This window comes from Mycobacterium sp. D16Q16 (assembly GCF_002013745.1).
In the GTDB taxonomy this organism is placed as follows: Bacteria; Actinomycetota; Actinomycetes; order Mycobacteriales; family Mycobacteriaceae; genus Mycobacterium.
Genome location: NZ_MAEY01000023.1, coordinates 21,482 through 47,476, shown reverse-complemented (window position 1 = coordinate 47,476; position 25,995 = coordinate 21,482). Strand labels below are relative to the sequence as shown.

General features: G+C 64.4%; 27 protein-coding genes. 13 read left to right on the top strand and 14 right to left on the bottom strand.

Features of this window, described 5'->3' with window-relative positions:
- Window positions 1–3 precede the first annotated feature (3 nt).
- A complete protein-coding gene (locus tag B4394_RS20895) occupies window positions 4–207 on the bottom strand; it encodes a hypothetical protein (protein WP_078292596.1) in 204 nt (67 codons plus the stop codon).
- A gap of 71 nt (window positions 208–278) precedes the next feature.
- On the opposite strand from B4394_RS20895, the gene B4394_RS20890 reads away from it, so the two are divergent.
- Window positions 279–1,235 (top strand): helix-turn-helix domain-containing protein, encoded by a 957-nt coding sequence (locus B4394_RS20890; RefSeq protein WP_078292597.1) that lies wholly within the window; start codon window positions 279–281, stop codon window positions 1,233–1,235.
- Here B4394_RS20890 and B4394_RS20885 read toward each other — a convergent pair.
- Window positions 1,232–2,074 carry an HhH-GPD family protein gene (locus B4394_RS20885; protein ID WP_139360357.1) on the bottom strand — a complete coding sequence of 281 codons (843 nt, stop codon included), beginning with the start codon at window positions 2,072–2,074 and terminating at the stop codon, window positions 1,232–1,234. The two genes, B4394_RS20890 and B4394_RS20885, sit on opposite strands and share 4 nt — an antisense overlap.
- A gap of 26 nt (window positions 2,075–2,100) precedes the next feature.
- Between B4394_RS20885 and B4394_RS20880 the strand changes: the two genes are divergently transcribed.
- The 3 genes from B4394_RS20880 to B4394_RS20870 all read left to right on the top strand — a co-directional run bounded on the left by B4394_RS20880 (window position 2,101) and on the right by B4394_RS20870 (window position 5,278).
- Window positions 2,101–2,715: a carbonic anhydrase gene (locus tag B4394_RS20880; protein WP_078316226.1), complete on the top strand. Its 615-nt coding sequence runs from the start codon at window positions 2,101–2,103 to the stop codon at window positions 2,713–2,715.
- A gap of 151 nt (window positions 2,716–2,866) precedes the next feature.
- Window positions 2,867–4,411 (top strand): LCP family protein, encoded by a 1,545-nt coding sequence (locus tag B4394_RS20875; protein WP_078316167.1) that lies wholly within the window; start codon window positions 2,867–2,869, stop codon window positions 4,409–4,411.
- Window positions 4,412–4,534: 123 nt separating this feature from the next.
- Entirely contained in the window at window positions 4,535–5,278 is a 744-nt protein-coding gene (locus B4394_RS20870; protein WP_078311649.1) for a hypothetical protein, read from the top strand.
- On the opposite strand, the gene disA is transcribed toward B4394_RS20870, so the two are convergent.
- On the bottom strand, window positions 5,275–6,360 hold the full coding sequence (gene disA / locus B4394_RS20865; protein WP_078300464.1) for a DNA integrity scanning diadenylate cyclase DisA: 1,086 nt from the start codon (window positions 6,358–6,360) through the stop codon (window positions 5,275–5,277). The two genes, B4394_RS20870 and disA, sit on opposite strands and share 4 nt — an antisense overlap.
- Window positions 6,361–6,410: 50 nt before the next feature.
- Here disA and B4394_RS20860 point away from each other — a divergent pair, with 50 nt between their 5' ends.
- Entirely contained in the window at window positions 6,411–6,926 is a 516-nt protein-coding gene (locus tag B4394_RS20860; protein ID WP_139360348.1) for a PaaI family thioesterase, read from the top strand.
- On the opposite strand, the gene radA is transcribed toward B4394_RS20860, so the two are convergent.
- A complete protein-coding gene (radA, locus tag B4394_RS20855; protein WP_078311501.1) occupies window positions 6,916–8,349 on the bottom strand; it encodes a DNA repair protein RadA in 1,434 nt (477 codons plus the stop codon). The two genes, B4394_RS20860 and radA, sit on opposite strands and share 11 nt — an antisense overlap.
- 391 nt (window positions 8,350–8,740) lie before the next feature.
- Between radA and B4394_RS20850 the strand changes: the two genes are divergently transcribed.
- Both B4394_RS20850 and B4394_RS20845 read left to right on the top strand, forming a co-directional pair.
- Entirely contained in the window at window positions 8,741–9,856 is a 1,116-nt protein-coding gene (locus B4394_RS20850) for a ferredoxin reductase (RefSeq protein WP_078316166.1), read from the top strand.
- 171 nt (window positions 9,857–10,027) lie between these two features.
- A complete protein-coding gene (locus tag B4394_RS20845) occupies window positions 10,028–11,119 on the top strand; it encodes a fatty acid desaturase family protein (protein WP_286142229.1) in 1,092 nt (363 codons plus the stop codon).
- On the opposite strand, the gene B4394_RS20840 is transcribed toward B4394_RS20845, so the two are convergent.
- From B4394_RS20840 to B4394_RS20830, 3 genes are all read right to left on the bottom strand, one after another.
- Window positions 11,116–11,481 carry an MmpS family transport accessory protein gene (locus tag B4394_RS20840; RefSeq protein ID WP_078311498.1) on the bottom strand — a complete coding sequence of 122 codons (366 nt, stop codon included), beginning with the start codon at window positions 11,479–11,481 and terminating at the stop codon, window positions 11,116–11,118. The genes B4394_RS20845 and B4394_RS20840 overlap by 4 nt on opposite strands.
- Window positions 11,482–11,563: 82 nt before the next feature.
- Window positions 11,564–12,019, bottom strand: coding sequence for an MmpS family transport accessory protein (locus B4394_RS20835; RefSeq protein ID WP_078316165.1), 456 nt, complete (start codon window positions 12,017–12,019; stop codon window positions 11,564–11,566).
- 76 nt (window positions 12,020–12,095) lie between these two features.
- Entirely contained in the window at window positions 12,096–12,794 is a 699-nt protein-coding gene (locus B4394_RS20830) for a copper chaperone PCu(A)C domain-containing protein (RefSeq protein ID WP_078311647.1), read from the bottom strand.
- 379 nt (window positions 12,795–13,173) lie between these two features.
- Between B4394_RS20830 and B4394_RS20825 the strand changes: the two genes are divergently transcribed.
- The 6 genes from B4394_RS20825 to B4394_RS20800 all read left to right on the top strand — a co-directional run bounded on the left by B4394_RS20825 (window position 13,174) and on the right by B4394_RS20800 (window position 18,259).
- Complete coding sequence (locus B4394_RS20825) at window positions 13,174–13,662, top strand: CarD family transcriptional regulator (protein WP_078292605.1); 489 nt, start codon at window positions 13,174–13,176, stop codon at window positions 13,660–13,662.
- Window positions 13,652–14,326, top strand: a complete 675-nt coding sequence (ispD, locus tag B4394_RS20820) for a 2-C-methyl-D-erythritol 4-phosphate cytidylyltransferase (protein ID WP_176138355.1) — start codon at window positions 13,652–13,654, stop codon at window positions 14,324–14,326. Before B4394_RS20825 ends, ispD begins: the two co-directional genes overlap by 11 nt.
- Window positions 14,323–14,799, top strand: coding sequence for a 2-C-methyl-D-erythritol 2,4-cyclodiphosphate synthase (ispF, locus tag B4394_RS20815; protein ID WP_078311496.1), 477 nt, complete (start codon window positions 14,323–14,325; stop codon window positions 14,797–14,799). Before ispD ends, ispF begins: the two co-directional genes overlap by 4 nt.
- Window positions 14,800–14,810: 11 nt before the next feature.
- Complete coding sequence (gene cysS / locus B4394_RS20810) at window positions 14,811–16,220, top strand: cysteine--tRNA ligase (protein WP_078311495.1); 1,410 nt, start codon at window positions 14,811–14,813, stop codon at window positions 16,218–16,220.
- Between the two features lie 2 nt (window positions 16,221–16,222).
- A complete protein-coding gene (gene rlmB / locus B4394_RS20805) occupies window positions 16,223–17,170 on the top strand; it encodes a 23S rRNA (guanosine(2251)-2'-O)-methyltransferase RlmB (protein ID WP_078311494.1) in 948 nt (315 codons plus the stop codon).
- A 90-nt stretch (window positions 17,171–17,260) separates the two neighbouring features.
- Window positions 17,261–18,259 carry a glycerophosphodiester phosphodiesterase family protein gene (locus B4394_RS20800; RefSeq protein WP_078316164.1) on the top strand — a complete coding sequence of 333 codons (999 nt, stop codon included), beginning with the start codon at window positions 17,261–17,263 and terminating at the stop codon, window positions 18,257–18,259.
- A 17-nt stretch (window positions 18,260–18,276) separates the two neighbouring features.
- Here the strand turns inward: B4394_RS20800 and B4394_RS20795 are convergent, their stop codons facing one another.
- The 7 genes from B4394_RS20795 to otsB form a co-directional block, all read right to left on the bottom strand.
- On the bottom strand, window positions 18,277–18,993 hold the full coding sequence (locus tag B4394_RS20795) for a LamB/YcsF family protein (RefSeq protein WP_078316163.1): 717 nt from the start codon (window positions 18,991–18,993) through the stop codon (window positions 18,277–18,279).
- A gap of 18 nt (window positions 18,994–19,011) precedes the next feature.
- Complete coding sequence (locus tag B4394_RS20790; protein WP_078311491.1) at window positions 19,012–19,842, bottom strand: metal ABC transporter permease; 831 nt, start codon at window positions 19,840–19,842, stop codon at window positions 19,012–19,014.
- On the bottom strand, window positions 19,835–20,620 hold the full coding sequence (locus B4394_RS20785) for a metal ABC transporter ATP-binding protein (RefSeq protein ID WP_078316162.1): 786 nt from the start codon (window positions 20,618–20,620) through the stop codon (window positions 19,835–19,837). The genes B4394_RS20790 and B4394_RS20785 overlap by 8 nt, the downstream gene beginning before the upstream one ends.
- A gap of 7 nt (window positions 20,621–20,627) precedes the next feature.
- Complete coding sequence (locus B4394_RS20780; RefSeq protein ID WP_139360347.1) at window positions 20,628–21,506, bottom strand: metal ABC transporter solute-binding protein, Zn/Mn family; 879 nt, start codon at window positions 21,504–21,506, stop codon at window positions 20,628–20,630.
- A gap of 73 nt (window positions 21,507–21,579) precedes the next feature.
- On the bottom strand, window positions 21,580–22,374 hold the full coding sequence (locus B4394_RS20775; protein WP_078316161.1) for an SDR family NAD(P)-dependent oxidoreductase: 795 nt from the start codon (window positions 22,372–22,374) through the stop codon (window positions 21,580–21,582).
- On the bottom strand, window positions 22,371–23,375 hold the full coding sequence (locus B4394_RS20770; RefSeq protein WP_078316160.1) for an SDR family NAD(P)-dependent oxidoreductase: 1,005 nt from the start codon (window positions 23,373–23,375) through the stop codon (window positions 22,371–22,373). Before B4394_RS20770 ends, B4394_RS20775 begins: the two co-directional genes overlap by 4 nt.
- A 48-nt stretch (window positions 23,376–23,423) precedes the next feature.
- Entirely contained in the window at window positions 23,424–25,955 is a 2,532-nt protein-coding gene (gene otsB, locus B4394_RS20765; protein ID WP_078316224.1) for a trehalose-phosphatase, read from the bottom strand.
- Between the last annotated feature and the right edge of the window lie 40 nt (window positions 25,956–25,995).

Here is a 25,995-nt window from a genome sequence, read left to right as displayed (position 1 = left end):
CCGCTAGCGCCGAGAGTGGATTACTTCCATTTCGTGCAGCTGCCGTTGTAGGTCGCGGTCATCGGCGAAGGTTCCGCCGAGGGGCGCTGCGACCCGGAACTGATCGAGGTGGATGCGAAAGGTCTTGTTTCGGCGGGCGATCCAGCTCAGTGCGACCGCCAGGGCGAACGGAGATATAAGGACGAGGATGGCGGCGAAGATGGTCATGGCAATAATTGTGTGCTGGTAAATATCACGCCAACAGTGGCGGTATTGACGATCTTCGATAATATTCAGCCATGTTGCGTTCGGTGGCGGCCCTAGTCCTCGATCAGGTTGCCGTTTTCGAGTTCGGGGTGATCTGCGAGGTCTTTGGCATTGACCGCGCCCGAGACGGCGTTCCGAACTTCGATTTCCGCGTCTGCGGGGTAGAGGCCGGTGTTCCACTGCGCACCACGGTGGGGGCGTCGATCATCCCGGATCGCGGACTCGAGGGGCTCGCCGACGCCGATCTGGTGGCGGTTCCTGCCCGCCCCTTTACTCATGGCTATCCGCCGGAGGCTCTGGAAGCACTGCGTGCGGCGGCAGACCGCGGAGCCACCGTGCTTACCGTCTGTTCGGGTGTCTTCATCGCGGGAGCGGCGGGGCTGCTGGACGGACGCCGCTGCACCACGCACTGGATGTACACCGACGAGTTGGCCCGCCGGTATCCGACGGCGACCGTCGATCGCGATGTGTTGTTCGTCGACGACGGCGACCTCATCACCAGCGCGGGGACGGCCGCCGGCATCGATGCCTGCCTGCATCTGGTGCGGCGTGAGTTGGGTAGCGAAATCACCAACAAGATCGCGCGACGCATGGTGGTGCCGCCACAGCGTGCGGGCGGTCAACGTCAATTCATCCCACAGCCAGTGCCCGATGTGGATACCAACGGCTTTGGCGGGCTTTTCGATTGGTTGATCGAAAACATCGACCAGACGCATACGGTGGCCGATCTTGCTGCACGCGTGCATATGTCGACCCGCACATTCGCCCGTAAGTTCACCGATCAGACCGGTGTGACGCCGATGCGCTGGATCATCGACCAGCGGGTGCTGCTCGCCCGGCGATTGCTCGAAGAGACGGATCTGGATATCGATACCGTCGCGGCGCACAGCGGTTTTGGTACCGCGATCCTGCTGCGTCATCACTTCCGCCGTGGCGTCGGCATCACACCCACCGATTACCGCAAGACCTTCGCGGTGGCTGTCGGCTAGCCGCCCTCGCCAGCCAGCGCGAAGCGCCCATCCGCGGTCTGCTCCACCAATCCATCGACCAACAGTGAATCCAACGCGCGGTCGCGCTGGGCGATGTCGGAAAGCCACACCACGTCGAGCTGTGCCCGCGTTACCGGAATGCTGCTGCCGCGCAACACATCCAACAGTCGCCCACGTACCTGACGATCGGTGCCGGCATACTTCTGCACCGCTCGCACCGGTGTGTCCAATTCGGGGTGTCCCGCCTCGTGCCACCCGCAAGAACTGAGCGGACACAGCGGGCACTGCGGTGCGCGGGCGGTGCACACCAGGGCGCCCAACTCCATCAGCGCCGCTGAGAACCGTGCCCCGTTGTCGACGGGCAGTAGCGCCTCGGCGTCCCGCAAGTCCCGCGCCGAGGGTGCCGAGTCCGCGACACCGTGCACCACTCGCGCGATCACCCGGCGAACATTGGTGTCCACCACGGGAACCCGCTGCCCGTACCCGAAGCAGGCAATGGCGCGCGCCGTGTACGCACCCACGCCAGGAAGCGTGAGCAGTGTCTCCACATCGTCGGGCACCTGATCGCCATGGTCACGGGCCAGCACGGTCGCGCACTCATGCAGCCGCATGGCGCGGCGCGGATAACCGAGCTTTCCCCATGCCCGTAACACCTCTGCCACAGACGTTTTCGCCATCGCTGAGGGCACCGGCCAACGTGCCACCCATTCCCGCCACACCGGCTCTACCCGGGACACCGGGGTCTGCTGGAGCATCACCTCGCTGATGAGGATGTGCCACGGTGTCGCCCCGGGGTGACGCCACGGTAGGTCACGCTCGGCGACATCAAACCAGTCCAAAAGTTCGTCAGGGCACAATGACGGGTATGACAGCTGATCCGAGGTCCGCCTGGAAGGCACTCAAAGAGGGTAACCAGCGTTTTGTCGGCGGTTATCCGCAGCACCCGAGCCAGAGCGTCGCGCGTCGTACCGAGCTGGCTAATGGCCAGAACCCCCATGTGCTGCTGTTCGGCTGCTCGGATAGCCGGGTGGCCGCGGAGATCATTTTCGATCAGGGCCTGGGCGACATGTTCATCGTGCGCACCGCGGGGCAGGTGATCGACTCGGCGGTGCTGGGTTCGATCGAATATGCGGTGGCGGTGTTGGGTGTGCCGCTGATCGCGATCTTGGGGCATGACTCCTGCGGCGCGGTGGGTGCCACGGTGCAGGCTCTGGACACCGGTGAGGTACCGGGCGGGCATATCAGGGATCTGGTGGTGCGGGTGATGCCCTCGATCCTGGGCGGCCGCAAAGACGGGCTGACCCGGATCGATGAGTTTGAGGCTCGCCACGTCGAGGAGACCGGCATCAAGCTGCTGCAGCGCTCGCAAGTGGTGGCCGATGCGGTCAAGGCCAAGAAGCTCGCGCTGGTGTATCTGACCTACAAACTCGCCGACGGGCGCGTCGTTTTGCACGGACACGTCGGCGACATCGGCCAGTAACAAGCTCTAAGTCCCAGGTCAAAGCCTATTCGGCAAACGTCACATGGCATCTTGCTGTCTGTGATGGGAGAATTAGAACGAATGCAGATTTCTCTGGGGGAGGGATGGGTAGTTCGGTGTGTACGTTGCTGCCACATCGGGGTAGTAACCGATGAGCCGCGACACTGGTCGCAGCCGGCCAAAGCACGCACTACCTAAGTCGAATAACCGCTGGTCGGTAAGCAAAACCGCGGCCGGTCGGGTCATCTTCGCACTGCTCGCCTGCGGCAGCCTGGTGGTAACCGGCGCCGGTTGGCAGGTCTTCTACAAGGCGTTCAGCCACGTCCCCACCTCGGGGGCGGAGGCCGAAGGTGGCAAATCGAGCGACGGCTCCATGAACATGCTGCTGATCGGTCTCGACTCGCGGAAGGATCAGGACGGCAACGACCTGCCGAAAGCGGTCCTGAACCAGCTGCACGCCGGTGATTCGGATGCGGGCGGCTACAACACCAACACCCTGATCCTCGTGCACGTCGGCGCCGACAACAAGGTCACCGCGTTCTCGATCCCCCGTGACGATTGGGTCCCGGCCGACGGCATACCGGGCTACAAGCACATCAAGATCAAGGAAGCCTATGGCCTGACCAAGGCCAACGAGGCGGACAAGCTCGTCAACGAGGGCATCACCGATCAGGCGATACTGGAGCAGCAGAGCCGCGAGGCGGGCCGCCGAGCCACCCTCAATGCCGTACACCGTCTGACCGGTCAGCCCATCGACTACTTCGCCGAGGTCAATCTGGTCGGCTTCTACGACTTGGCCTCCGAGCTTGGTGGGGTCACCGTGTGCCTGAACAATGCCGTCTACGACAGCTACTCGGGCGCCAACTTCCAGGCGGGAGAACAAACCCTCAACGCCTCACAGGCATTGGCGTTCGTGCGTCAGCGCCACGGGCTCGAGAACGGCGACCTCGATCGCACCCACCGTCAGCAGGCCTTCCTGATCTCGGTGATGCAGCAGCTGCGTAATGCCGGCACCCTGACCGACATCACCAAACTCACCGGACTGATGAACGTCGTCCACAAGGATGTCGTGCTGTCAAAAGGCTGGACCGAGAAGCAGTTCCAGCGCATCGGGCAGATCGCGGACGGCAACGTGAATTTCCAGACGTTGCCCGTGGTGCGATACGACACCATCAACGGTGCGGACGTCAACATCGTTGACCCGGTCGCGATCCGGGCCAAGGTTGCTGCGGCCTTCACGGGTTCGGATTCTGCGCCCGCGTCGACCCCGGCGACGCCCACCAGCACCGTCGATGTCGTGAACGCCACCTCCACCTCCGGTCTGGCGTCGACGATTTCGTCGGCGCTCGTCAGTCGCGGCTACACCAAGGGCGACGTGCGGGATCCGGAAAGCGGCGAATCGACCACTACCACCATCGATTACGGCGCAGGCGCCGATGCCGATGCCAAGGCGATGTCCACAATGTTGGGTATCGATGCGAAGCCCAGTGTGGATCCGACGTTGGCGCCCGGACGAATTCGCGTCATGTTGGGCGTCGGGTACTCCGCGCCATCCGATGTATTGAGCGCTGAAGACAGTGGCACCGCGAGCTCGATGTCCAGCTACTCGAGTTCGGAGTCCTCGAGTGATTACGCGCCGCCGGACTCGGGTAAGCCGGTGGTCGGCAGCAGCAGTGGCGTTCCCTGCGTGAACTGACGTGGGATGGCTGTAGATAGCCCCAAACGGGGCCCAAATAGCACTGTGAAGTCTGCGTAGCTCGCCGACACGCCGAGCGAGGTCGGCCATCCCGTAGTGACCTGCGCTTACCGTTGAATCGTGATTGACATGCACCCCTCAGGCCCGCTGCCTTCAGAGATCTACTGGCGGCGCCGCGCCCTCGCGATCGGCGTGGCGGTGGTCGTGGTTGCCATCGTCGCCGCGGTGATCTTTGCGCTGGTAGGTGGCAGTGCAGGAGCCGATACCAAGGCCGCGGATCAGCCCGCCGAAGCGGCGGCCCCCGCCGGTCAGCCGGTCATCCTGCCGCCGAACGAGATCAAAAAGCCGTCCGACAAGCCCGCGGATGCCCCGGTCCATGACGGACCGCCCATTGCCAAGCCCGAGCTGGTGCCGCCGGTGGCGCTGAACCCCGGTGATGACTGCCCCGACGCGACGCTTGCGGTGAAGGCCTCCAGTGATAAGCCCAGTTATCTTGCCGGTGAGCAGCCCAAGTTCACCATGGTGGTCACCAACATCGGCCTGGTGCAGTGCAAGCGGGATGTGGGCGCAGCCGTGCTGGCCGCGTCGGTGTTCAGCGTCGACAACAAGCGGATCTGGGCCAACTTGGACTGCGCTCCGTCGCAGGAGAACTCCATCAAGACCTTCAACCCGGGTGAGCAGGTGACCACCGAGGTCACCTGGACCGGAATGGGCTCCGCGCCGAACTGCCCGCTGCCGCGTCCGGCCATCGGTCCGGGAACCTACTCGCTGGTGGTGCAGCTCGGAGATCTGCGCAGCGCGCCAGTGCCTTTCATCATCGGTGAGAAGCCCGCCGACGCACCTCCGGCGGCGGGGCCACCGGCCTAGCCGGTCTGCTCGGTAAGAGTCGATTCGGCGAGTCGGGACAGACCCTCCCTGATGTGCCGGGCCCACATGGCCCCGATGCCTTCCACCGACTGCAGGTCTGTCGCGCTGGCGGCCAGGAGCCCCTGTAGGGATCCGAAGGCTCTGACCAGCCTGTCGATATGTGCGAACTGCAGCCGTGGGATGTGCGTCATGACCCGGTAGCCGCGCGAGCTCATCGCGGTGTCCTGGGCTTCGACAGTGGAGGGGTATCCGAATGTCCGGGACAGCACCGTCAGATCCAGCAGATCGGTGTCCGAGAGGGCGTCCAGATCCTCAAGAGTTGAGGCGATCTGCGCTTGCGTCGGTGGCTCGGGGTTGGCGTGATAGTCCCGGACCAGCAGCTCGCGTTCGGTGTCGTTATCGCCGACTAGCTCGCCGATCTGCAGTTTGAGCTGCCGTCCGTCGGTACCCAGCTCGATGACGTCGAGCTCGATGTCCTGACTGATCCGGCGCACCAGCTCCAGGCGCTGCGCCACCGTCATGACATCGCGCAGGGTGACGAAGTCCTCGATCTCCGCGGTGGACAGCGACGAGGTCACCTCGTCCAGGCGCGTTTTGTAGCGCTCCAGGGTGGACACCGCTTGGTTGACTCGCGACATGACTGTCGCCGAATCCATGACCACGTGCCGGATACCGGCGGTGTACACGCTCACGATGTTCATCGAATGACTCACGGACACAACGGGGTAATCCGTCTGAATGGCGGTACGCTCCGCGGAGCGGTGCCGGGTGCCGGACTCGTCGGTCGGAATGGACGGGTCGGGCACCAGTTGCACATTGGCGCGCACGATGCGCGATCCGTCCGTGTCCAGCACCACGGCGCCATCCATCTTGGACAGCTCGCGAAGGCGGGTGGGTGCGAAGGCGACGTCAAGGGAGAAGCCGCCGTCGCAGATGCTCTCGACCTTGTCGTCGTAGCCGAGAACGATCAGTGCCCCGGTGCGACCACGAAGAATGCGTTCCAGCCCGTCGCGCAGGGGTGTGCCCGGCGCCAACCGGGCGAGGGTCTCCCGCATCCTTGCGTTGGCTTCCGCGTTGTCCATCGCGCCCCTCCCTCTCCAGGCTCGGTTCGCCGCAGTTAGATTACGTGGTCATGTCGACGTGGACGTTGCCCGAGGGGCTAGAGGCGGTTAGTCGCGGCCCAGAAGCACCCGCTCCCGGTGCGGTGCTGAACCCGGGTTGGCCCCGCAGGTTTAGCCACCCGGGGCCCGAGGAGGACCTGTGGGGGACACGGTTCTACGCCGGCGAGGGTGCCAGCGTCACGGGACAGTTCGAGGTGCTTCCCGAGCTGGAGGGTGGACCCGGCGTCATCCATGGCGGCGTCATGGCGGCGATTTTCGATGAGCTACAGGGTGTTTTGGGCATCGTGACGCAGTTGATCGCTGTCACAGCGCATTTGGAGATCGACTATCGCAGGCCGATTCCCGTTGGGTCGACGGTGGACTTGTCCTCCGCTGTGGAGGGCCGAGCAGGACGCAAGCTGTACACAACGGCGAGTGCGCGCATCGACGGTGATGTGGTGGCCAGTTCGCAGGGCATCTTCGTGATCATCGACCCGGACGCGCACTACGGAGAGGGCGCCTCACGCGCGCTGGGTATCAGTCCGTAGCACCGTCGGCGCGGCTCCGCGCCAGGCGCAGGCTCGGGCGCTTCTCCGGTTCTATTCGGCGGGCCTCCGAAAGTACCTCGAGGGCCCTGCTCACCGTGGGGCAACGCAGCAGATGCATTCCGGCAGGATGCAGGTCATCGCCCTCGGGGGGAATCACCGCGTGCGTGTATCCGAGGCGTGCCGCCTCGGCGATGCGCCGACCCACGGCGGCGGTGCGCCGGATATCGCCCGCCAGTCCGACCTCGCCGATGAACACCATGTTGGCTGGTAGGGCAATGTCGGTGTACGCAGAGGCCACTGCCATCAAGATGGCCAAATCCGCCGCAGGGTCGGTCATACGCATCCCACCCACCGTTGCCATGTAAATGTCATTGTTGCCCAAGGGAATTCGGCCGTGACGCTCGAGTACGGCGGTGACCATCGCCGACCGTGCGTGATCGAGTCCGCTGACCGCGCGCCGCGGCGAGGGGTTGGTCGATGTGGTGACGAGAGACTGCACCTCGCCGAGTAGCGGGCGCTTGCCGTCGAGGGTGACGGTCACCGCGGTGCCCGCCGCGGCGTTCTCACGATGCTCCAGGAACAATCCGGATGGGTCGGTGACACACTCGATTCCCTTGTCGCGCAGCTCAAAACATCCAACCTCGTCGGCGGCGCCGAATCGGTTCTTAATCCCGCGCACCATCCGCAGCGCCGAGTGTTTGTCGCCTTCGAAATGCAACACCACATCGACCAGGTGTTCCAGGGAGCGCGGGCCCGCGATGGCGCCATCCTTGGTGACGTGACCCACCAGCACCATCGCCACACCCGACGACTTTGCGGCCATGGTTAGTGCCGTGGTCACCGCGCGCACCTGCGTAACGCCACCGGTCACGCCGTCGGCATCGGTGGTCGACATGGTCTGCACCGAATCAATCACTGCCAGAGTGGGTTTGACGGCATCGATGTGGCCCAACACGCTGTGCAGATCGGATTCGGCCGCCAGGTATACCTCGTCGTGTACGCAGCCGGTGCGTTCGGCCCGTAGCCGGACCTGAGCCGCCGACTCCTCGCCGCTGATGTACAGGGCTCGTCCACCGGAGACCGCCCACTGGTGGACAACCTTCAGCAGCAGTGTCGATTTCCCCACTCCGGGCTCGCCGGCCAGCAGATTCACCGAGCCGGTGATGACGCCGCCGCCGAGCACTCTGTCGAGTTCGGAGACACCGGTGGGCCGATGTTGGGTGTCATCGGTCGCAATGCTGGTGATCGGTACCGCCGCGGTCGCCGGGGCCACCGCGCGTACGGCGCCCAGCCCCCCGATCGAGGACAGTACGGCGGTCTCACTGACGCTGCCCCACGTTCCGCAGTCGGGGCAGCGGCCCACCCATTTGGCGGTGGTGTGCTGGCATTCCGAACAGCGATACTGCGCGCGGGGTTTGGCCACACCGCGACGTTAGCCTCCGGGTACGACAAGACCGGGCCAGCACAGCCCAAGCGTGGCTAACGGTTGTGTTTGTCGCAATCGGGCTCGGTAGATGTCCGTACGGTCCGTGTCGGTCACGCTTCGGGCTTGGGGGCTGGTCGAGCATTCGGGCCAGGTATGTTCCCTGCTGTTGCCGTGATTGGCGTGCAACTGTGCACTTTCTCTTAGAACTCCGAACGAATTGTTCGCGGAACCGCATCGCTCGGAAAGTGCAGTGAAGAACTGTATAAATAGTCCCTTGAACTGCGTCAATATGTCGACGTTGCGAGCGTCGCAGTGGAATAACTTGCGACCGAAGATGTCCTGCCATACTGTAGTTGGTGTACAACTGTTAACCGAAATGGAGCCGAGTATGTCTCTCAAACTTCAGGCTTGGACTTCTTCTCGGCTTGCACGTCGGGTGCTGACCTCTTCGTTCGTCAAGGCGGCTGCAACTCCGCACGGTGTGGACCGCTACTTCGAAATGGTCGACCCGCTGTGGTCCACGACTGAGACCCGCGCCGAGGTAACCGACGTCGTCCGGAAGACCAAGGACAGCCTCACCCTGACGTTGCGTCCCAATGCCAATTGGAAGGGCTTCCGGGCCGGACAGTTCGTCAAGCTCTCGGTTGAGATCGACGGCGTCCGCCGCACTCGTTGCTACTCGCCGGCGAACTCGCAGTTCCGCCGTGACGGCCAGATCGAGCTCACCGTCAAAGTGGACCCGAACGGCCTTGTTTCGCCCTGGCTGCTGGCCAACGCCAAGCCCGGCTTGGTCGTACAGATCTCGGCTGCGCAAGGCGAGTTCTGCCTGCCGCTGCCGCATCCGCGAAGCATCCTGCTCATCAGCGGTGGTTCGGGAATCACGCCGGTGATGTCGATGCTGCGCACACTCACCGATAAGGCGTACATCGGGAAGATCACCTTCCTGCACTACGCGTTCACCAAGGACGACGTGATCTACCAGGCTGAAATCGATGAGATCAAGGCCAAGTACGAAGGCGTCAGGATCGTCCGTGCGTATACCGAAGCATCGGACGGAGACCTCGAGGGCTATTTCAGCAAGGAGCACCTGCTTGCCGCTGATCGCCACTACGCAGAAGCCGAAACGTACCTGTGCGGCCCGATGCCGCTCATGAACGCGGTCCGTGAGATCTTCGATGCCGAGGGTCTCGCGCACAAGCTCCATCTCGAGCAGTTCGCCGCTCCGATTCGGACCGTCGGCACCGACGATGCCGAAGGTGACCTCACCTTCTCCGAGTCGAACCTGGCTATCGCCAACAACGGCCAGACGATCCTCGAGCAAGCTGAGGCCGCAGGCCTGACTCCGGAGTACGGCTGCCGCATCGGCATCTGCTTCACGTGTGTTCGCAAGAAGGACAGCGGAACGACGCAGAACGTTCTCAACGGCGACCTCTGCAGCGACCCTGACACCAACGTCAAGCTCTGCATCAACAAACCCGTTGGCGATGTCGTCATCGCCCTCTGATCAACGCCGAGTCAGCCTCTATCAACGCCCTGAAGGAGACCCGAAATGACTACTTTCGCACCTGCCAGCAAGCAGAAGAACCAGAAGAAGCCGACCACATACGCACCCCCGGCCAGGCCGAATGACCTCAAGAAACTGCCTTCCGAGCAGATCGAAGAGTTCGGCAAGGAAATGGACGCCCTGCGTGCCCGCATCGTCGCCGACCTCGGTGAAAAGGATGCCAACTACATCCGCGACATCGTGAGCAAGCAGAAGAAGCTCGAAGTCGCCGGCCGCGCGCTGTTGTGGGCTGGCTGGTTCCCCCCGGCCTGGCTGGCCGGCGTTGCTGCGCTGTCGTTGTCGAAGATCATCGACAACATGGAGATCGGGCACAACGTCATGCATGGCCAGTACGACTGGATGCAGGACCCGGCTCTTACGTCGAAGAACTTCGACTGGGACAACACCATCCACGCCGACAGCTGGCTGTACACGCACAACTACGTGCACCACACCTTCACCAACATCGTCGGCAAAGACCACGACGCCGAGGGTTACGGCGTCATGCGCATGACCGAGGAGCAGCCGTGGCACCCGATCTGGCTACTCAACCCCGTCTTCTGCGCCACCCTGCAGATCTTCTTCCAGTGGGGGACCGCGCTTCAGGAGCTCGAGTCGGAGAAGTTCTTCAAGGGTGAGAAGTCGTGGTCCGACATGAAGGACGGGCTTGCCAGGTTCCGCGCGAAGGCCGGCAAGCAGGCGCTCAAGGACTACGTCATCTTCCCGTTGCTCTCGGGTCCGGGCGCGCCGTTTACCTTCCTTGGAAACATGGCGGCCAACCTGGTCCGCAACCTGTGGGCATCGTCGGTGATCTGGTGCGGTCACTTCCCCGAAGAGGTTCAGACGTTCTCGATCGAAGAGACCGAGGACGAGAGCCATGCTGCTTGGTACTACCGCCAGATCCTCGGCTCGGCCAACTTCACCGGTTGGAAGGGCATCGACATCCTGTCGGGCAACCTGAGCTATCAGATCGAGCACCATCTGTTCCCCGACCTCCCCGCGTACCGCTATGCGGAGATTGCAGTGGAGGTCCGCGCGATGTGCGAGAAGTACGGCATCGCCTACCACGAGGCTTCGATGGCGAAGCAGCTGGGAAGCGTCTACAAGAAGGTGTTCAAGCTTTCGTTCCCGGACAACTTCTTCCAGAAGTCGCCGATTGCAACGGTTGCAGACATCATCGCGTTCCCAGTGCGGATGGTGAGGCGCCGATTCCAGGCGCGCTAGTCAGGGGGCAGCGGGACGATGCGGTCCTGACAGTTCACGGTCTTCTCGCCGTCATTGGACAGGACGGTCTGCCCGTCCACCAGAATCCGGCAATGGATGTGGCCCGTGCCCCAGATGGCCGTCACCTGCTTGACGGTGTCCTTGTACGGCCAGGCCACGGTGACCGACCATGGCAACTTGACGCCGTTGACGGCCTGCGGCAGTCCGGAGTAGTCGCCGTAGCTGATGGTGCCGGCCTCCGGTGTCTTGCCGGCAGCCCACACCAGATAGGTCACCTTGGGGGGTGCGGCCTGCGCCGTCCCCGGAAGAACCAGACCAATAACCGCAGTCGCTGCAGTTGCCGCTGCCCACGTTCGCTTCACGGTGTCCTCCCGGTTCTGGCTTTGGGCCGGAAGCTATCACGGCGACGACGGCCCGATGGGCCGAATCGTCACACCGCCGGCGTTACTGAGCGCGACTGCATGGGTCGCCATCCACCTTGGTCAAGATGCCGACAATGGAGCCGGAATTGCCGCGCATGCAGTGCTCGCGGGGTAGGCCGTCGGTGGCGTAGCTGCAGGTGGCTAGCTCCACTCTGTCGTCTTCGTCGACCACCTGGCCGTCGATGGGGATCTGACAGAAGATCCGGGGGCCATCGCCGGTGTTGTATCCAGTGACATTGATGAGGGGGTGCTTGGTGTCGTCGGTCCACGTGACGTCCTTCCCCCACGGCAACTGCGGATTCATCGCGCCGTGCCGGGACCCGTCTGCCTCGTTGTAGCCGATGGTTGCCGCGACGAGCGGGCCGTACTCCGCCCACACCCTGTAGGTGACCGTTTTGGGTGCCGCGTGCGCGGCAGGCGCGGTCAGTACCGAGCCCATCATGGCCACTACCGCCGTGCAGGTGACGAGCCGTTTCATGGGCGCAAGCTAGCACGAAAAAAGCGAGGGCCCGAGACGGCCGATCGCCGTTCCGGGCCCTCGCTACGCGACTGTGTTAGTGTCCGCCGCCCTCATGTCCGCCCTCATTGGCGGTGTGCTGGCGAGGTGCACTGGGTCCGGCATCGATGGGCACCGCGACGGTGACCTCTCCGGCCTTCTCGAACGTGAAGGTGAATCGGTAGGTGAGGCCGTCGGCCAGGTCCTTCGTCAGCTGCAGCTGCGCCTTGCCGTGCTTGATGGTCGGATCAGACGAGGCCAGTGGCTTGGATTCCGGCGCCTTGACCTCTGTGGTCGTGGCTCCGGGCTCAGCGGACGGGGCTGCGCCGTGCTCACCGCTGCTGGCCTCCGGGCCTGCGGCCTCGGCAGCGGGCTCCTGGCCTTCGGCGGCTCCGACGAACAGGCGGCCGGTGGCCGGAATGTCGCTGTCGCCGCTCAGTGTCACCTTGCCGATGTCGTCGGGAGAGGAAACAGAGGTGAGCTTGTCGTTGACATCAGCGGATTCATTCGTGATGACCAGAACCAGCTCGGCCTTCTGTCCCGCACGCTGCTTCACCGGGTCCGGGCTCCCGACGAGGTGGACATTGCGCAATGCGAGCTTGCCGAGGTTGGCACTGCCGCCGTTGATTGCCGATGACTGGTTTGCTGTCTGCGAGATCTGCCCAGCACCGCAGCCGGCGAGGGCGGTCGCGAGAACCGCGGCGCCGAGAAGTGTCATCACGCGAGCGGTGCTGCGCTGGGACCGAGTGCGAAACACAGGCATCTCCCTGATTCGATAGCGGCTCCGGACAGTCCGAAATCCACCTGCGGCCGATATGTCCTATAGACAGTAGTAGGTGCCGCGCGAGGACGAAAACAGCGGGGCACTCGCGATGAGCCGCGTGCACGAGGACGGTGCAGATCCGTCCGGATCTGGTGTTCGAGTCCAGCTTCAGGGAATCGATGTGACCTGGATTACCGCTTGTGGGGGCTGGTTTATGGGCCCGTCAGCGGGGTTGCGGAGGGGCGCTGGATGCACGAAATCGTCACCCTGTCAACCCCGAGGGTTCATCTGCAGTGCCCCTGACCTGCGCTGTTGGTGGGCGTGCCGAGATACGCCGTGATAGAATTGGGTATCGAAAGGGGCACGAAACAAGATGATATTTAAGGTCGGAGACACCGTTGTCTATCCACATCACGGTGCAGCACTGATCGAAGCGATCGAGACCCGGACGATTAAGGGCGAGCAGAAAGAGTATCTCGTCCTCAAGGTTTCCCAGGGTGATCTGACGGTCCGCGTGCCCGCCGACAACGCCGAATACGTCGGTGTCCGCGACGTGGTGGGACGCGAGGGTCTGGACACGGTCTTCCAGGTGCTGCGTGCACCGCATACCGAAGAGCCGACCAACTGGTCCCGTCGATTCAAGGCCAACCAGGAGAAGCTGGCTTCCGGTGACGTGAAGAAGGTCGCCGAGGTTGTTCGCGACTTGTGGCGTCGTGAGCAGGAGCGCGGCCTGTCCGCAGGCGAGAAGCGGATGCTGGCCAAGGCCCGCCAGATTCTCGTGGGCGAGCTGGCGCTGGCGGAGAACACCAACGCCGCCAAGGCCGACACCATCCTCGACGAGGTGCTCGCAGCTGCCTCGTAGGACAGCGGCGATAGTCCCGGCCGCCGGTCTCGGTGTGCGGCTGGGTGCGGATGTTCCGAAAGCCTTCGTTGCCGTCGGCGGCCGGACAATGCTCGAACGTTCTGTCGATGGTTTGTTGTCTTCAGGTGCCATCGACGAGGTAGTAGTCGTCGTCGGCGCCGATCAGCTCGATAAGGCCGCGGCGCTCGTAGGCCCGTTGGCCAGGATTGTGCAGGGCGGTGCCGAGCGCACCGATTCCGTACGTGCCGGGTTGGCCGCCGTGGCTGGTGCCGACTGGATTCTTGTTCACGATGCGGCCCGTCCGTTGACCCCTCCGGACATGATCGCCCGCATCGTGGCGGAACTGCGTGAAGGCCGCTGCGCGGTCATCCCAGCGATATCGGTCTCGGACACCATCAAGTCGGTCGATTCGTCCGGTGATGTGAGCGGCACACCCGACCGGGCATGCTTGCGTGCGGTGCAGACCCCGCAGGGGTTTGCGGCCAACGTGCTCAGGCGCGCGTATGCGGCCGCAGGCGATATCGCCACCGATGACGCCGCGCTCGTCGAACAGATCGGTGAGCGCGTTCATGTGGTGGAGGGCGACCGGCTGGCCTTCAAGATCACCACAGCGCTGGACATGATGCTGGCCGAGGCAATCCTGAGCAGAGAGGTAGCCCAATGACCGCATTGCCCCGGGTAGGCATCGGCACCGATGTGCACCCGATAGAGGAGGGCAAGCAATGCTGGCTACTCGGGCTGCTCTTCGCGGATGCCGACGGTTGTGAGGGACATTCAGACGGTGACGTTGCCGCACACGCCCTGTGTGACGCCCTGCTCTCAGCGGCAGGACTCGGGGATGTGGGCGCGGTATTCGGTACCGGTCAGCCCGAATGGTCGGGAGTCAGCGGCGCGACGATGCTGACTCACGTGCGGGAGCTGCTGCACAACAGCGGTTTCCGGATCGGCAATGCCGCGGTTCAGGTGATTGGGAATCGGCCGAAGATCGGACCGCGCCGGGTGGAGGCCCAGGAGCTGCTGTCCGGCCTTCTGGGGGCACCGGTCTCGGTGTCCGCGACCACAACCGACGGGTTGGGGCTGACTGGACGCGGCGAAGGCTTGGCCGCGGTGGCAACGGCGCTCGTCACAGCGCTGTAAGCTCGCTGGTCGTGACCGGTCACGCTCCGCTTCGGCTGTACGACACCCGCGTGGGTGCCGTGCGTGACTTCGTGCCTCTGCATCCCGGGTCCGTCTCCATCTACCTGTGCGGCGCAACGGTGCAGGGTCTGCCCCATATCGGGCATGTGCGCAGCGGTGTCGCCTTCGATGTGCTGCGCCGCTGGCTCGCCGCCCGCGCCTATGACGTCCTGTTCGTCCGCAATGTCACCGATATCGACGACAAGATCCTCAATAAGGCGGCCGATGCGGGGCGGCCGTGGTGGGAGTGGGCGGCAACGTATGAGCGCGCCTTCGACGAGGCGTACGACGCCCTCGGAGTGCTGCCGCCCTCGGTATCGCCGCGCGCGACGGGGCACATCACCCAGATGATCGAGCTGATCGAGCGGCTCATTGATACCGGGCATGCCTACGCCAGCGGTGGCGACGTCTACTTCGATGTGCTGAGTTACCCGGAGTACGGGCAACTGTCCGGGCACAAGATTGACGATGTGCACCAGGGCGAGGGTGTTGCGACCGGAAAACGCGATCCGCGCGACTTCACCCTGTGGAAGGGCGCCAAGCCCGGTGAACCGTCGTGGCCGACCCCCTGGGGCCCCGGCCGCCCGGGCTGGCATACCGAGTGTGTGGCGATGTGCGAGTCATATCTGGGGCCGGAGTTCGACATTCACGCGGGCGGGATGGATTTGATCTTCCCGCACCACGAGAATGAGATCGCGCAGAGCCGCGCCGCTGGCGACGGATTCGCCCGATACTGGCTGCACAACGGCTGGGTCACCATGGGCGGCGAGAAAATGAGCAAGTCCTTGGGCAATGTGCTGTCCATTCCTGCTGTGCTGCAACGTGTTCGGGCTGTCGAGTTGCGCTACTACCTGGGCAGTGCGCACTACCGCTCCATGCTCGAGTACTCCGAGACTGCACTCGCTGACGCGGTAAAGGCCTACTGCGGCATCGAAGATTTCCTGCATCGGGTGCGGGTCCGGGTGGGCGAGGTGCCAGTGGGTACCTGGACTCCTGCCTTCGCGGCAGCCCTGGACGACGACCTGTCGGTGCCGATCGCGCTTGCCGAGGTGCATTCCGCGCGCGCCGACGGGAACCGGGCGTTGGATGCCGGCGACCACGAGGGCGCACTATCGTCGGCGGCAAGTGTCCGCGCCATGATGTCGATCCTTGGCTGCGACCCGCTCGATGAGCGCTGGGAGACGCGCGATGAGACCTCCGCCGCATTGAACGCCGTCGACGTGCTGGTCACCGCAGAGCTGGAGCGGCGGGGAAAAGCTCGGGCAGAGAAGGATTGGGCGCTCGCAGACGAGATCCGGGATCGGCTCAAGCGCGCGGGCCTGGAGATAACCGACACCGCAGACGGCCCGCAGTGGTCCCTTACGAGTAGCGACGAAGAGTAGCAATGGCAGGAAATTCTCAGCGCCGTGGCGCAGTACGTAAGCCCGGTACCAAGAAGGGGCCCACCGTCGGTTCTGGCGGTGTGCGCCGGCGCGGACTGGAGGGCAAGGGCGCCACCCCGCCGGCCGAACAACGGACGAAGCATCCGGCCGCCAAACGCGCCGCTGTCCAGCGGAAGGTCAGCGACGCCAAGCAGCGTCGGCTCAAACAGGGCGACGAGTCCGAGATGGTGCTGGGCCGTAATCCGGTGCTCGAATGCCTGCGCACTGGTGTGCCGGCAACCGCGCTGTACGTGGCCGTCGGCGCCGATAACGACGAGCGGCTGACCGAATCGGTGTCGCTGGCCGCCGACGCCGGGATCGCGATCCTGGAGGTGCCACGACCCGACTTGGATCGCATGAGCACCAACGGATTGCACCAGGGGCTCGCGCTGCAGGTGCCGCCGTACCGCTACGCGCACCCCGACGACCTGTTGGCTCGTGCCCGCGCGGAGGCGCAGCCCGCGTTGTTGGTGGCGCTTGACAACATCTCGGACCCGCGCAACCTGGGTGCCATCGTGCGCTCCGTGGCTGCCTTCGGCGGGCACGGCGTGGTCATTCCACAGCGGCGCAGCGCGTCGGTGACCGCCGTCGCCTGGCGTACCAGTGCGGGTGCGGCAGCGCGCCTCCCGGTCGCTCGTGCGACGAATCTCACCCGGACACTGAAGGATTGGCAAGATAAGGGCCTCACCATCGTCGGGCTTGATGCTGGCGGCGATACCGAGCTCGACGATCTCGACGGTGTTGGCGATATCGCTGTTGTCGTCGGGTCGGAGGGCAAGGGGCTGTCTCAGCTGGTCCGCAAGACCTGCGATGCCGTGGTGTCGATCCCCATGGCGGGGCCCGTCGAATCGTTGAACGCCTCGGTGGCCGCGGGCGTGGTACTCGCGGAGATCGCGCGTCAGCGTCGCTGATTCCCGGCGCGATAAGCCAACCGTGTACGCAAGATGGCTGTTTGGTGTACGCGAGTGCCTTCTCGGCGAGAGTGACATAACCTCATCGCCATGAAGCGCTTGGCCGCCATTCTCGCCGTCACCCTGGCGTTGGCATCCTGTGGGGAAAAGGACAGGGCGTCCTTTGATCTGCAGGCGCACCGGGGTGGACGTGGAGAAACCACCGAAGAATCGTTGCGCGCCTTCGCGAAAGCCCTTGAACTTGGGGTGAGCACCCTCGAGCTCGACATCGTCATATCCAAGGACCGCAAACCCATGGTCTGGCACGATCCGATGATCGATTCCGCGAAGTGCTCCGATACGGCCCCGGTGATACCCGGCGACCCGCAGTTCCCCTACGTGGGAAAGCTCGTGAAAGACCTGACTTCCGATCAGCTGCGCACACTGGACTGCGGCAAGCTGCTCAAGGATTTTCCGCAGGCAGAGGTGGTCAAGAACGACAGGATCGCCTTGTTGCCAGAGGTTTTCGCCCTCGCAGATTCCTATCACGCCGATGCGCGGTACAACGTCGAGACCAAGGTGGAGGCCGCGGAACCACAGAAATCCGTGGAGCCGCAGGTGTTCGTCGACGTCATCCTCGACGCGATCCGCGCGGCGGGCAAAGTCGGCAAAGTGGAGATTCAGAGCTTCGATTGGCGCACGCTCCCGATGACCAAGCGAGCCGAACCGGGCATCCCGCTCGTCGCACTCTGGGATGAGACCACGTGGTACCCAGGCTCACCCTGGCTCGGTGGGGTGGACCCCGCCGTCGTCAAGGACCCGATTGACGGGGCCAGGCAGATTGGTGCCACGATCCTGTCGCCCGGATACACGGTGCCCTATGGAGGCAAGGCGGGTGACCCTGGTTTCGCGTTGGTCGCCGACAAGAAGTTTGTCGAGAAGGCGCACAGTTTGGGGCTCAAGGTCATTCCCTGGACCATCAACGATGCCGAGACCATGAAGGCGCAAATTGACGCCGGCGCGGACGGGATCATCAGCGATTACCCGACGGTCTTGCGGAGGGTCGTGGCCGAGAAGGGTCTGCCGCTGCCACCGGCCTATCACCGCTAGGCGCATTGCCATCGGCCCTACACGAACGAGGCCAGCTCGATTCCGTTGGCGGTCAGCGCCGCGCGGACAGCTCGCGCGATCGTCACCGCATCCGGTGAATCGCCGTGCACACATATCGATTCGGCTGTGTGGCTTAGTGCGGGGATCCGTACGGCGACCGCGGCGGGATCGTGCAACACCGCACCCGGCTCGCCGCGCGGCACCAGAGTGCCGTCGTCACGGTAGGCGCGGTCGGCGAAGGCCTCGGTCACTACGCGCAGCCCCAATGCGCGTGCGCGGTCCCGGAACACACCATGCGGCAGCGTCAACACGGGGAGATCGGCACCGACATCCCGCACCGCACGCGCTACCGCGTCCGCCTGCGCCTCGTGGTGGATGATCGCGTTGTACAGCGCGCCATGCGGTTTCACATAGGTCACCGACGATCCCGCGGTTCGGGCCAACGCGTCCAGTGCGCCGATCTGATACACCACGTCGGCATACAGGTCGTCGGCAGCGATATCGATGAATCGGCGACCAAATCCGGCGAGGTCGCGGTAGCCCACTTGTGCGCCGATCCGGATCCCGCGTGCCGCAGCGGCGCGACACGTGCGAAGCAATGTCGCAGGATCGCCCGCGTGGAAACCGCAGGCGAGGTTGGCGCTGGTGACCACGTCCAGCATCGCCTCGTCATCGCCGAGGCGCCAGGCCCCGAAACCTTCACCGAGGTCAGCATTCAGGTCGATGCGGTCCATCGTGCGAGCCTAGCTCGCTCAGGCGTGCCGATACCGCCCGATGACACGGCAGAGCAGATAGATGGATACGGCGATCATGGTGACAAAGACCGAGATCGGTACGCCCGGCGCCAAGGACAGCACGATTCCACCGATGGCAGCGATCTCGGCGAAGACAATCGACAAGCCGATGGCGCGCGCCGGGGATGAGGTGATGCGAGCGGCGGCCGCCGCGGGTGTGATGAGCAGTGACATCACCAGCAGCGCGCCGACGATTTGCACACCCTGCGCCGCGGTGAGGCCGACGAGGGCAGCGAACACAATCCCCAAGGCACGCACGGGGACTCCGCGCGCCTCGGCCACGTCGGGGTCGACCGTGGCGAACAGCATCGGCCGATAGGTGACCGCCAGTACCGCGCCTACCACGATGCTCACCACGACGAGCATCAGTAGCCCGCTGTACCCGACGCCGACGATCTGCCCGGTGAGGAGCGCGAAATTGGTGCCGGTGCGCCCCGGATACATGTGGATGAACAGCACCGCCAGCCCCAGCCCGAAGGCCATGACGACACCGATCGCCGAGTCGCGATCCTTGGTGCGTTGTCCGAGGATGCCGAAAAGTATGGCTGCGACCACGCTTCCGAGTAACGCGCCGGTGCCGACGTTGGCGCCGGCCAAGAGCGCCGCGGCGGCACCCGTTAGCGATAGCTCACTGGAACCGTGCACCGCGAAGGACATCTGGCGCATCACCACAAACGGGCCGATGAGCCCGGCCAGCAGCCCCAGCAGCGCGGCCGCAAGGATCGCCTGCTGCACGAAGTCGCGTCCGAGGAGGTCGGCGGTGAGGGAAAGGTCGAAGAAGTTATTCATGTGCGTGCTCCGCACATTCCTCGGTGACCTGTCGGTTTTCGCCCACGACCACGTACTGTCCGCGCACCTTCACCACGTCGATCTGGGCGCGATACAGCTCCGACAAGGTCTCGGTCGTCATCACCTCGTCGACGGCGCCGATTCGAAAGCGCCCGTCTACCAGATAGAGGATCCGGTCCACGTACGGCAGGATCGGGTTGATCTCGTGGGTCACGAACAGCACAGCCGTCTGCGCGCTATGCCGCCTCTTGTCGAGCAACGCGCAAATCTGTTGTGCACTTGCGGGATCCAGATTCAGTAGGGGTTCGTCGCAGAGCAGGAGTGCGGGATCGCCCGCCAGCGCCTGCGCGATGCGCACCCGTTGGAGCTCGCCACCGGATAGCGACGAGACGGCTTTGGTGGCCAGATGACTGGCGTCCACTTGATCCAGCGCAAGGTCGATAGTTATGCGACGGCGCGCTCGGCTGGCGGGATTCAGTGCCGCCAAACCCCAACGGTGCCCGTCGATCCCGAGGCCCACCAGGTCCTCAGCGCGCAGAATCAGCGCGTTGTCGGCAAGCCGATGCTGGGGGACGTATCCGAGGTCGTCGGCAACGGTCATCGTGCCGCGCGTCAGCGGGACCTCACCCAACAGCAGCCGCAGCAGCGATGTCTTTCCGGAACCGTTGGGGCCCAATACCGCGATGAACTCACTCGGTTCGATCGTGAGGTCGAGATCCTCCCAGAGGGTGCGTCCACCGCGGTTCAGCGAGGCATTGCGCAGCGTGGCGACACTCATGCGGCCATTATCTCAGGGCCGTAGCGAGCTGCTCGGTGGTGCGTCGCTGCCAGGTGATGTAGTCGGTGCCGTCCGGCAGGGTTTCGGTCACCGTCACCACCGGGACCCCGTGGGATTCGGCGGCTTGCTTGAGCTGGTTGGTCACCGGTCCGGCCGTTTGGGAGTTGAAGAGCAGTGCCGCAACCTGTTTGGTGTTGATCAGGTCCAACGCGGTCGCGAGATCCGCGGGGGAGGGGTCCTGGCCTTGCTCGGCAGCTTCGGCGAAGTCGTGGGGCGTGCGGTCGACCAGTTCACAATGAGAGACCAGGTGACTGGCCACCGGTTCGGTCGCCAGGATCGCTTTGCCGTGGTCCTTCTCGGCGATGCCGTGCTGCAGATCTGAGATGGAGTCAAGCTGCTGCCCAAATGTTTTGGCATTCGCGAGGTAGGTATCGGCGTCGTCCGGGTCGGCCTTGGCGAGCTCGTCTGCGACGTGATCGGCTACCTTTTTGGCGGTGCTCAGGCTGTAGAACACATGCTCATTCTTGTCGGTCGAGTCGGTGGGGAGCAGCTGGTAGGCGTTGATCCGGGGCTGGCCGTCCTTGAGCAGCTTGTCGATGAACGGGTCGTAGCCGTCGCCGTTGTACACCACGAGGGTGGCGTCCTGGACCTGCGCGGCCGCCGCGGGCGTCACCTCGAATGAATGCGGGTCTGTGTTGGCGCCGCTGACCAATGCGCTCACCGTGGCATGGTCGCCTGCGACGGCCTTGGCCACCGAAGCCCAGGCGTCGGTGGAGGCCACCACCATGGGTTCATCGGGCCGTTGGGCGGCCTGGCCGCAACCGGAGAGTACGAGCGTTCCGACGGTCGCAACCGTCACAGCCAACCCAGCCACGCGAGCGTGCACAGCGGACCTCCAGCCCTCCAGTAATGAAAACGGTTTTCATTATGGGGGATGGGTGGTGAGAGTGCAAAACGTGTCAGCGCTCGCTGAGCTTGGTGGCGACGCGCAGCGCCGGTAGCAGCAGTGATCGTGGCGTGTAGCGCCCGGCGACGGTCATCGCCTGCGGCACCGCTCCGGGGATTACGCTGCGCGATCCTTGCTGCATGCCCTTGATCGCCGCTATGGCGACCTGCTTAGGCGAGACCTGCACACCCGGCACGCTGAATCGCTCGGCACTCGCGATCTCTGCCCACTCCGTCGGCACCGGTCCCGGGCACAGCACCGTGCAGGACACACCAGTGCCCCGCAGCTCCTCGTGCACGGCCTCGGAGAAGGACTGCACATATGCCTTGGTCGCCGCATAGGTCGCCATAAACGGAATCGGCTGGAATGCGGCGACCGAGGCGATGTTCAGCACGGCCCCACTGCCTCGATCCACCATGCCAGTCACCGCGGCGTGGGTCAGTTCGACCAACGTGATGACGTTGACCTCGATCTCTTCGCGTTCGCGGTCCAGCGGTAGCTCATGGAAGACCCCGCTCGTTCCGAATCCAGCGGAATTGCATAGTCCCGTAATGCGGTGGGCGGCAATCCATTCGCGTAGCTGGGTGCGGCCCGGCTCAGTGCCTAGGTCAAGCGCTTGCACATCGACTTCGATGCGGTGGCGCGCACAGAGGATGTCGGCGAGCTTGTCCATCCTGTTCTTGCGGCGGGCGACCAAGACCAACGAGTATCCGCGCTTGGCCAGCCCATAGGCGAGCTCGGTGCCGATCCCCGAGGAAGCTCCGGTGATGACGACGGGCCCGGCGGCGCCCGGCTTCGGCAGGCTCACCAGTGCACCCCGGGCGTGGCGTCGATGAAGATCTGCTGTCCGCTGTCCACTTCCTCGGGCTTGAGGTTCTTGACGCCTTTGGCGGCATCGGAATCCGGGAACATCTTGTATCCCTGATTGCGTACCGCGTCCATGATCTCCGGTGTCAGCGAGTCTGCGAACGAGGCGATTCGTCCGAACGCCGAGGCCACCCGCCGTGGCCGCTCGATGATCGCCTTCGCGATGACCTCACCGGCCTCGTCCGGGGTCAGGGCCGGAAACTTCTGGTACAGCGTCGTCGGCGCGATCATCGGGGTACGCACCAGCGGCATGTGGATGGTCGTGAAGCGCAGTCCCTCGTCGGAGGTCTCGGCCTGGAACGCATCAGAGACCGTGTCCAACGCGGCCTTCGACGCGATGTAGGCGCCGAATCGCGGGACCTTTGTCTGCACCCCGATGGATGAGATGTTGATGATGTGGCCGAACTTGCGCCCACGCATACCCGGCATGAATCCCAGGATGAGATGCAGGGGTGCAAAGTAATTCAGTTGCATAGTGCGCTCGAAATCGTGTGGCCGGTCGTAGGACAGCGCCAGCGAGCGCCGGATCGATCGACCGGCGTTGTTAATCAGGATGTCCACCCTGCCGTGGTCGGCGAGTACGTCCTTGACCATGCGATCGATCGCGTCCATATCGGACAGATCGCACGGGAACACGTGGGCGGTGCCGCCAACGTCACGGACCTGTGCCGCGGTCTCCTGCAGCTTGTCCTCGGAGCGGGCCACCAGCAGCACCGTGCCGCCTGCCGCGCCAATCTGGAATGCGGCGGCCTGGCCGATGCCCGACGAGCCGCCGGTGATCATGACGATCTTGTTGCGGACCGACGAGCGCAGACTTCGGCTCGGTGTCACGAGCTTGGCGATGGCGTGCGGGGTGAGTTGTCCGGTCGGCGTCGTCAGGGCCTTGTTGACCTTGCCAAACTGTTGCGACGCCAGAGAGCTGAGACGTTGCATGGGGTTCATGGCTGAACGCTATGCCCGCGGGCGCCAGTAGCGCGGCGAAATGGGCCCTTAGGAAAGCAAGGCCGCGCAGCGCAGCAGCCCGATATGGCTGTACGCCTGCGGATGGTTGCCCAACGAGCGTTCGGCCACCGGGTCGTACTCCTCGGACAGCAGGCCGGTGGGGCCGGTGGCCTTGACCAGCTGGTCGAACAGGAGCTCGGCCTGCGATCGCGCACCGATGAGCAGATACGCCTCGACGAGCCAGGCGGCGCATAGATGGAAGCCGCCCTCTCCGCCGGGCAGACCATCGTCCCGGTGGTATCGGTAAACCGTTGCACCACTGCGCAACTCGGCCTCAGTAGCGATCACTGTCGCGGTGAAGCGGGGATCGGTGGGCTCGATCAGTCCGGATAGCCCGATGTAGAGGGTGGCGGCATCCAGATCGGTGCCGTCATAGGCGGCCGTGAAGGACTTGACCGACTCGTTCCACCCCTTTTCCACGACCTCGGCGGCGATCTCGTCGCGCAATGCGCCCCAGGATGGAGGTGATTCACGCTGGAACTCTTCGGCGAGCTTCACGGCGCGGTCCACGGTCACCCAGCACATGACCTTGGAGTAGACGTGATGCCGGGGATTTCCGCGGATCTCCCAGATTCCGTGATCGGGTTCGTACCATCGACGCTCGACGGCGAGAACCATGTCGGAAACCAGGTTCCAATCGGCATCGGTCAGCGGGTCAGTGTGTCCGAGGCGCTGGCGCGCGTGGGTCAGGTCATGGATCAGTTCCACGACGGGCCCGAAGACATCCAGCTGCACTTGCGAATTGGCGGCGTTTCCGACGCGGACCGGGCGCGAGCCCGCATACCCGGGCAGCGAGTCGATCACCGCTTCGGGTGGCAGCACCGTTCCAGCCAGTGTGTACAGCGGGTGTAGGCGATCGGGGCCGGGCAGATGCTCCAGCACCCGGTGCAGCCAGCCCAGCAGACCTTCGGCCTCGCTCAGCGATCCCAACGCCACCAGTGCCGATGCGGTCATCGAGGCATCGCGTAACCAGCAGTACCGGTAATCCCAGTTACGAATACCGCCAATGTCTTCCGGTAGCGATGTGGTGGCTGCGGCCAGGATCGCGCCCGACTCGGAGTGCACCAGCCCACGCAACGTCAGCGCTGAGCGCTTCATCAGTCCGGGCTTGCGCTCGGGAAGAGTCAGGGTGTGGGCCCAGTCGCGCCAGTAGGATTCGGCCCGTTCCCGTAGCTCGGGCTCCGTAACCGAGCTTTCGCCGAGATCCTCGGTGCCGCAGCGCAGCTCGAGGACCACCGGGCCCTTTGCCGGGCTGATGGTCGCGGTGGCGCTCTGTTCGTCGGCGCCGATTGTCCAGGTGACACCGGGGGCGCGCAGCACGATGGGATCGTTGGTGCCGAGTACGCGCACGCCGTTGTCTTCGGCGACCAACTGCACGGGAGCCTGGCCGAACTCGGGACGCGGGGCGAAGGTGACCACGGCATCGGCCTCGCCGGTGACAACCCGGATCAGGTCGGTGCGTCCGGGGATCTCGTCGGGCGCCAAGTAATCGGTGACTTGCAGACTGGCCCAACGTGTTTCAACAGTCATGGTGCTGTCGATGTACTTCTGGCCGAGTGGTAGCGCGGATCGTGCGGGCCCGATGGTGAAGTGTCCTGCCTCGTCGCCGCCGAGGAGGTGGGCGAAGATGGCGGCCGAGTCGGGTTCGGGGTGACACATCCAGGTGACGCCACCGGTGGGGGTCACCAGCGCGATGGTGCGCGAATTGGCGAGCATGGTGAGTCGCTCGATGGGGGTGGCGTGTCCGCCGAGCAGCCAGGTGCGGCGTTCCTCGAGCAGGAAAGCCAGCGCTGTGCCCACCGATTCGGTATCCGGAATGCGGTATCCCGCCAGGGTTTCGCCGTCGCCCACCTTGACGCCCAGGTCGGGGCCGTGTAGCCGCGTGAACACCTTTTCGTCGGTGACGTCATCGCCGAAGAACACGGCGGCGGTCGCGCCCTCCTGATGGCGCAGGATGTCGAGCGCTTGTCCCTTGTCGGTCGGTATGACGGCGAATTCGAGGACCTTCTTGCCCTCGGTGACCTGCGCGCCCCAACCGTTGGCCACGGTAAGTGCTTGGGCCAGCGCGGCATCGCCGTCCTCTACCGAGGCATTGCGTACGTGCAGTGCGACGCTTGCCGGTTTTAGCTCGATGGCTACCCCGGCGTACTCGGCGGCGATCGCCGACAGCTTGTTGGCAATGGTCTTCAACAGCGCCTTGGCGTCTCCGTCGATGGCGTGCACGAATCCGGCATCGAACTCCGAACCGTGGCTTCCGACCAGATGCACTTCGGAGGGCAGTCGCGACAGGGTCGCCAGATCACGCAGTGCCCGCCCGGAGATCAGCGCCGAAGTCGTCGACGGCAGTCCCGCCAAAGCCCGCAGCGCCGTAGTCGATTCGGGATGTGGGCGTGCGTCATCGGGGTTGTTGACCAGCGGGGCTATCGTTCCGTCGTAGTCGGAGGCCACCAGCAGACGGGGCGTACGGGCCACCTCGGAAAGAGCGCGGCGCAGTTCGACGGGCAGATCTTGGGCACTCACCACGGGTCCCGAGTCTACGTCCGCTACCTACTCAGGGTTG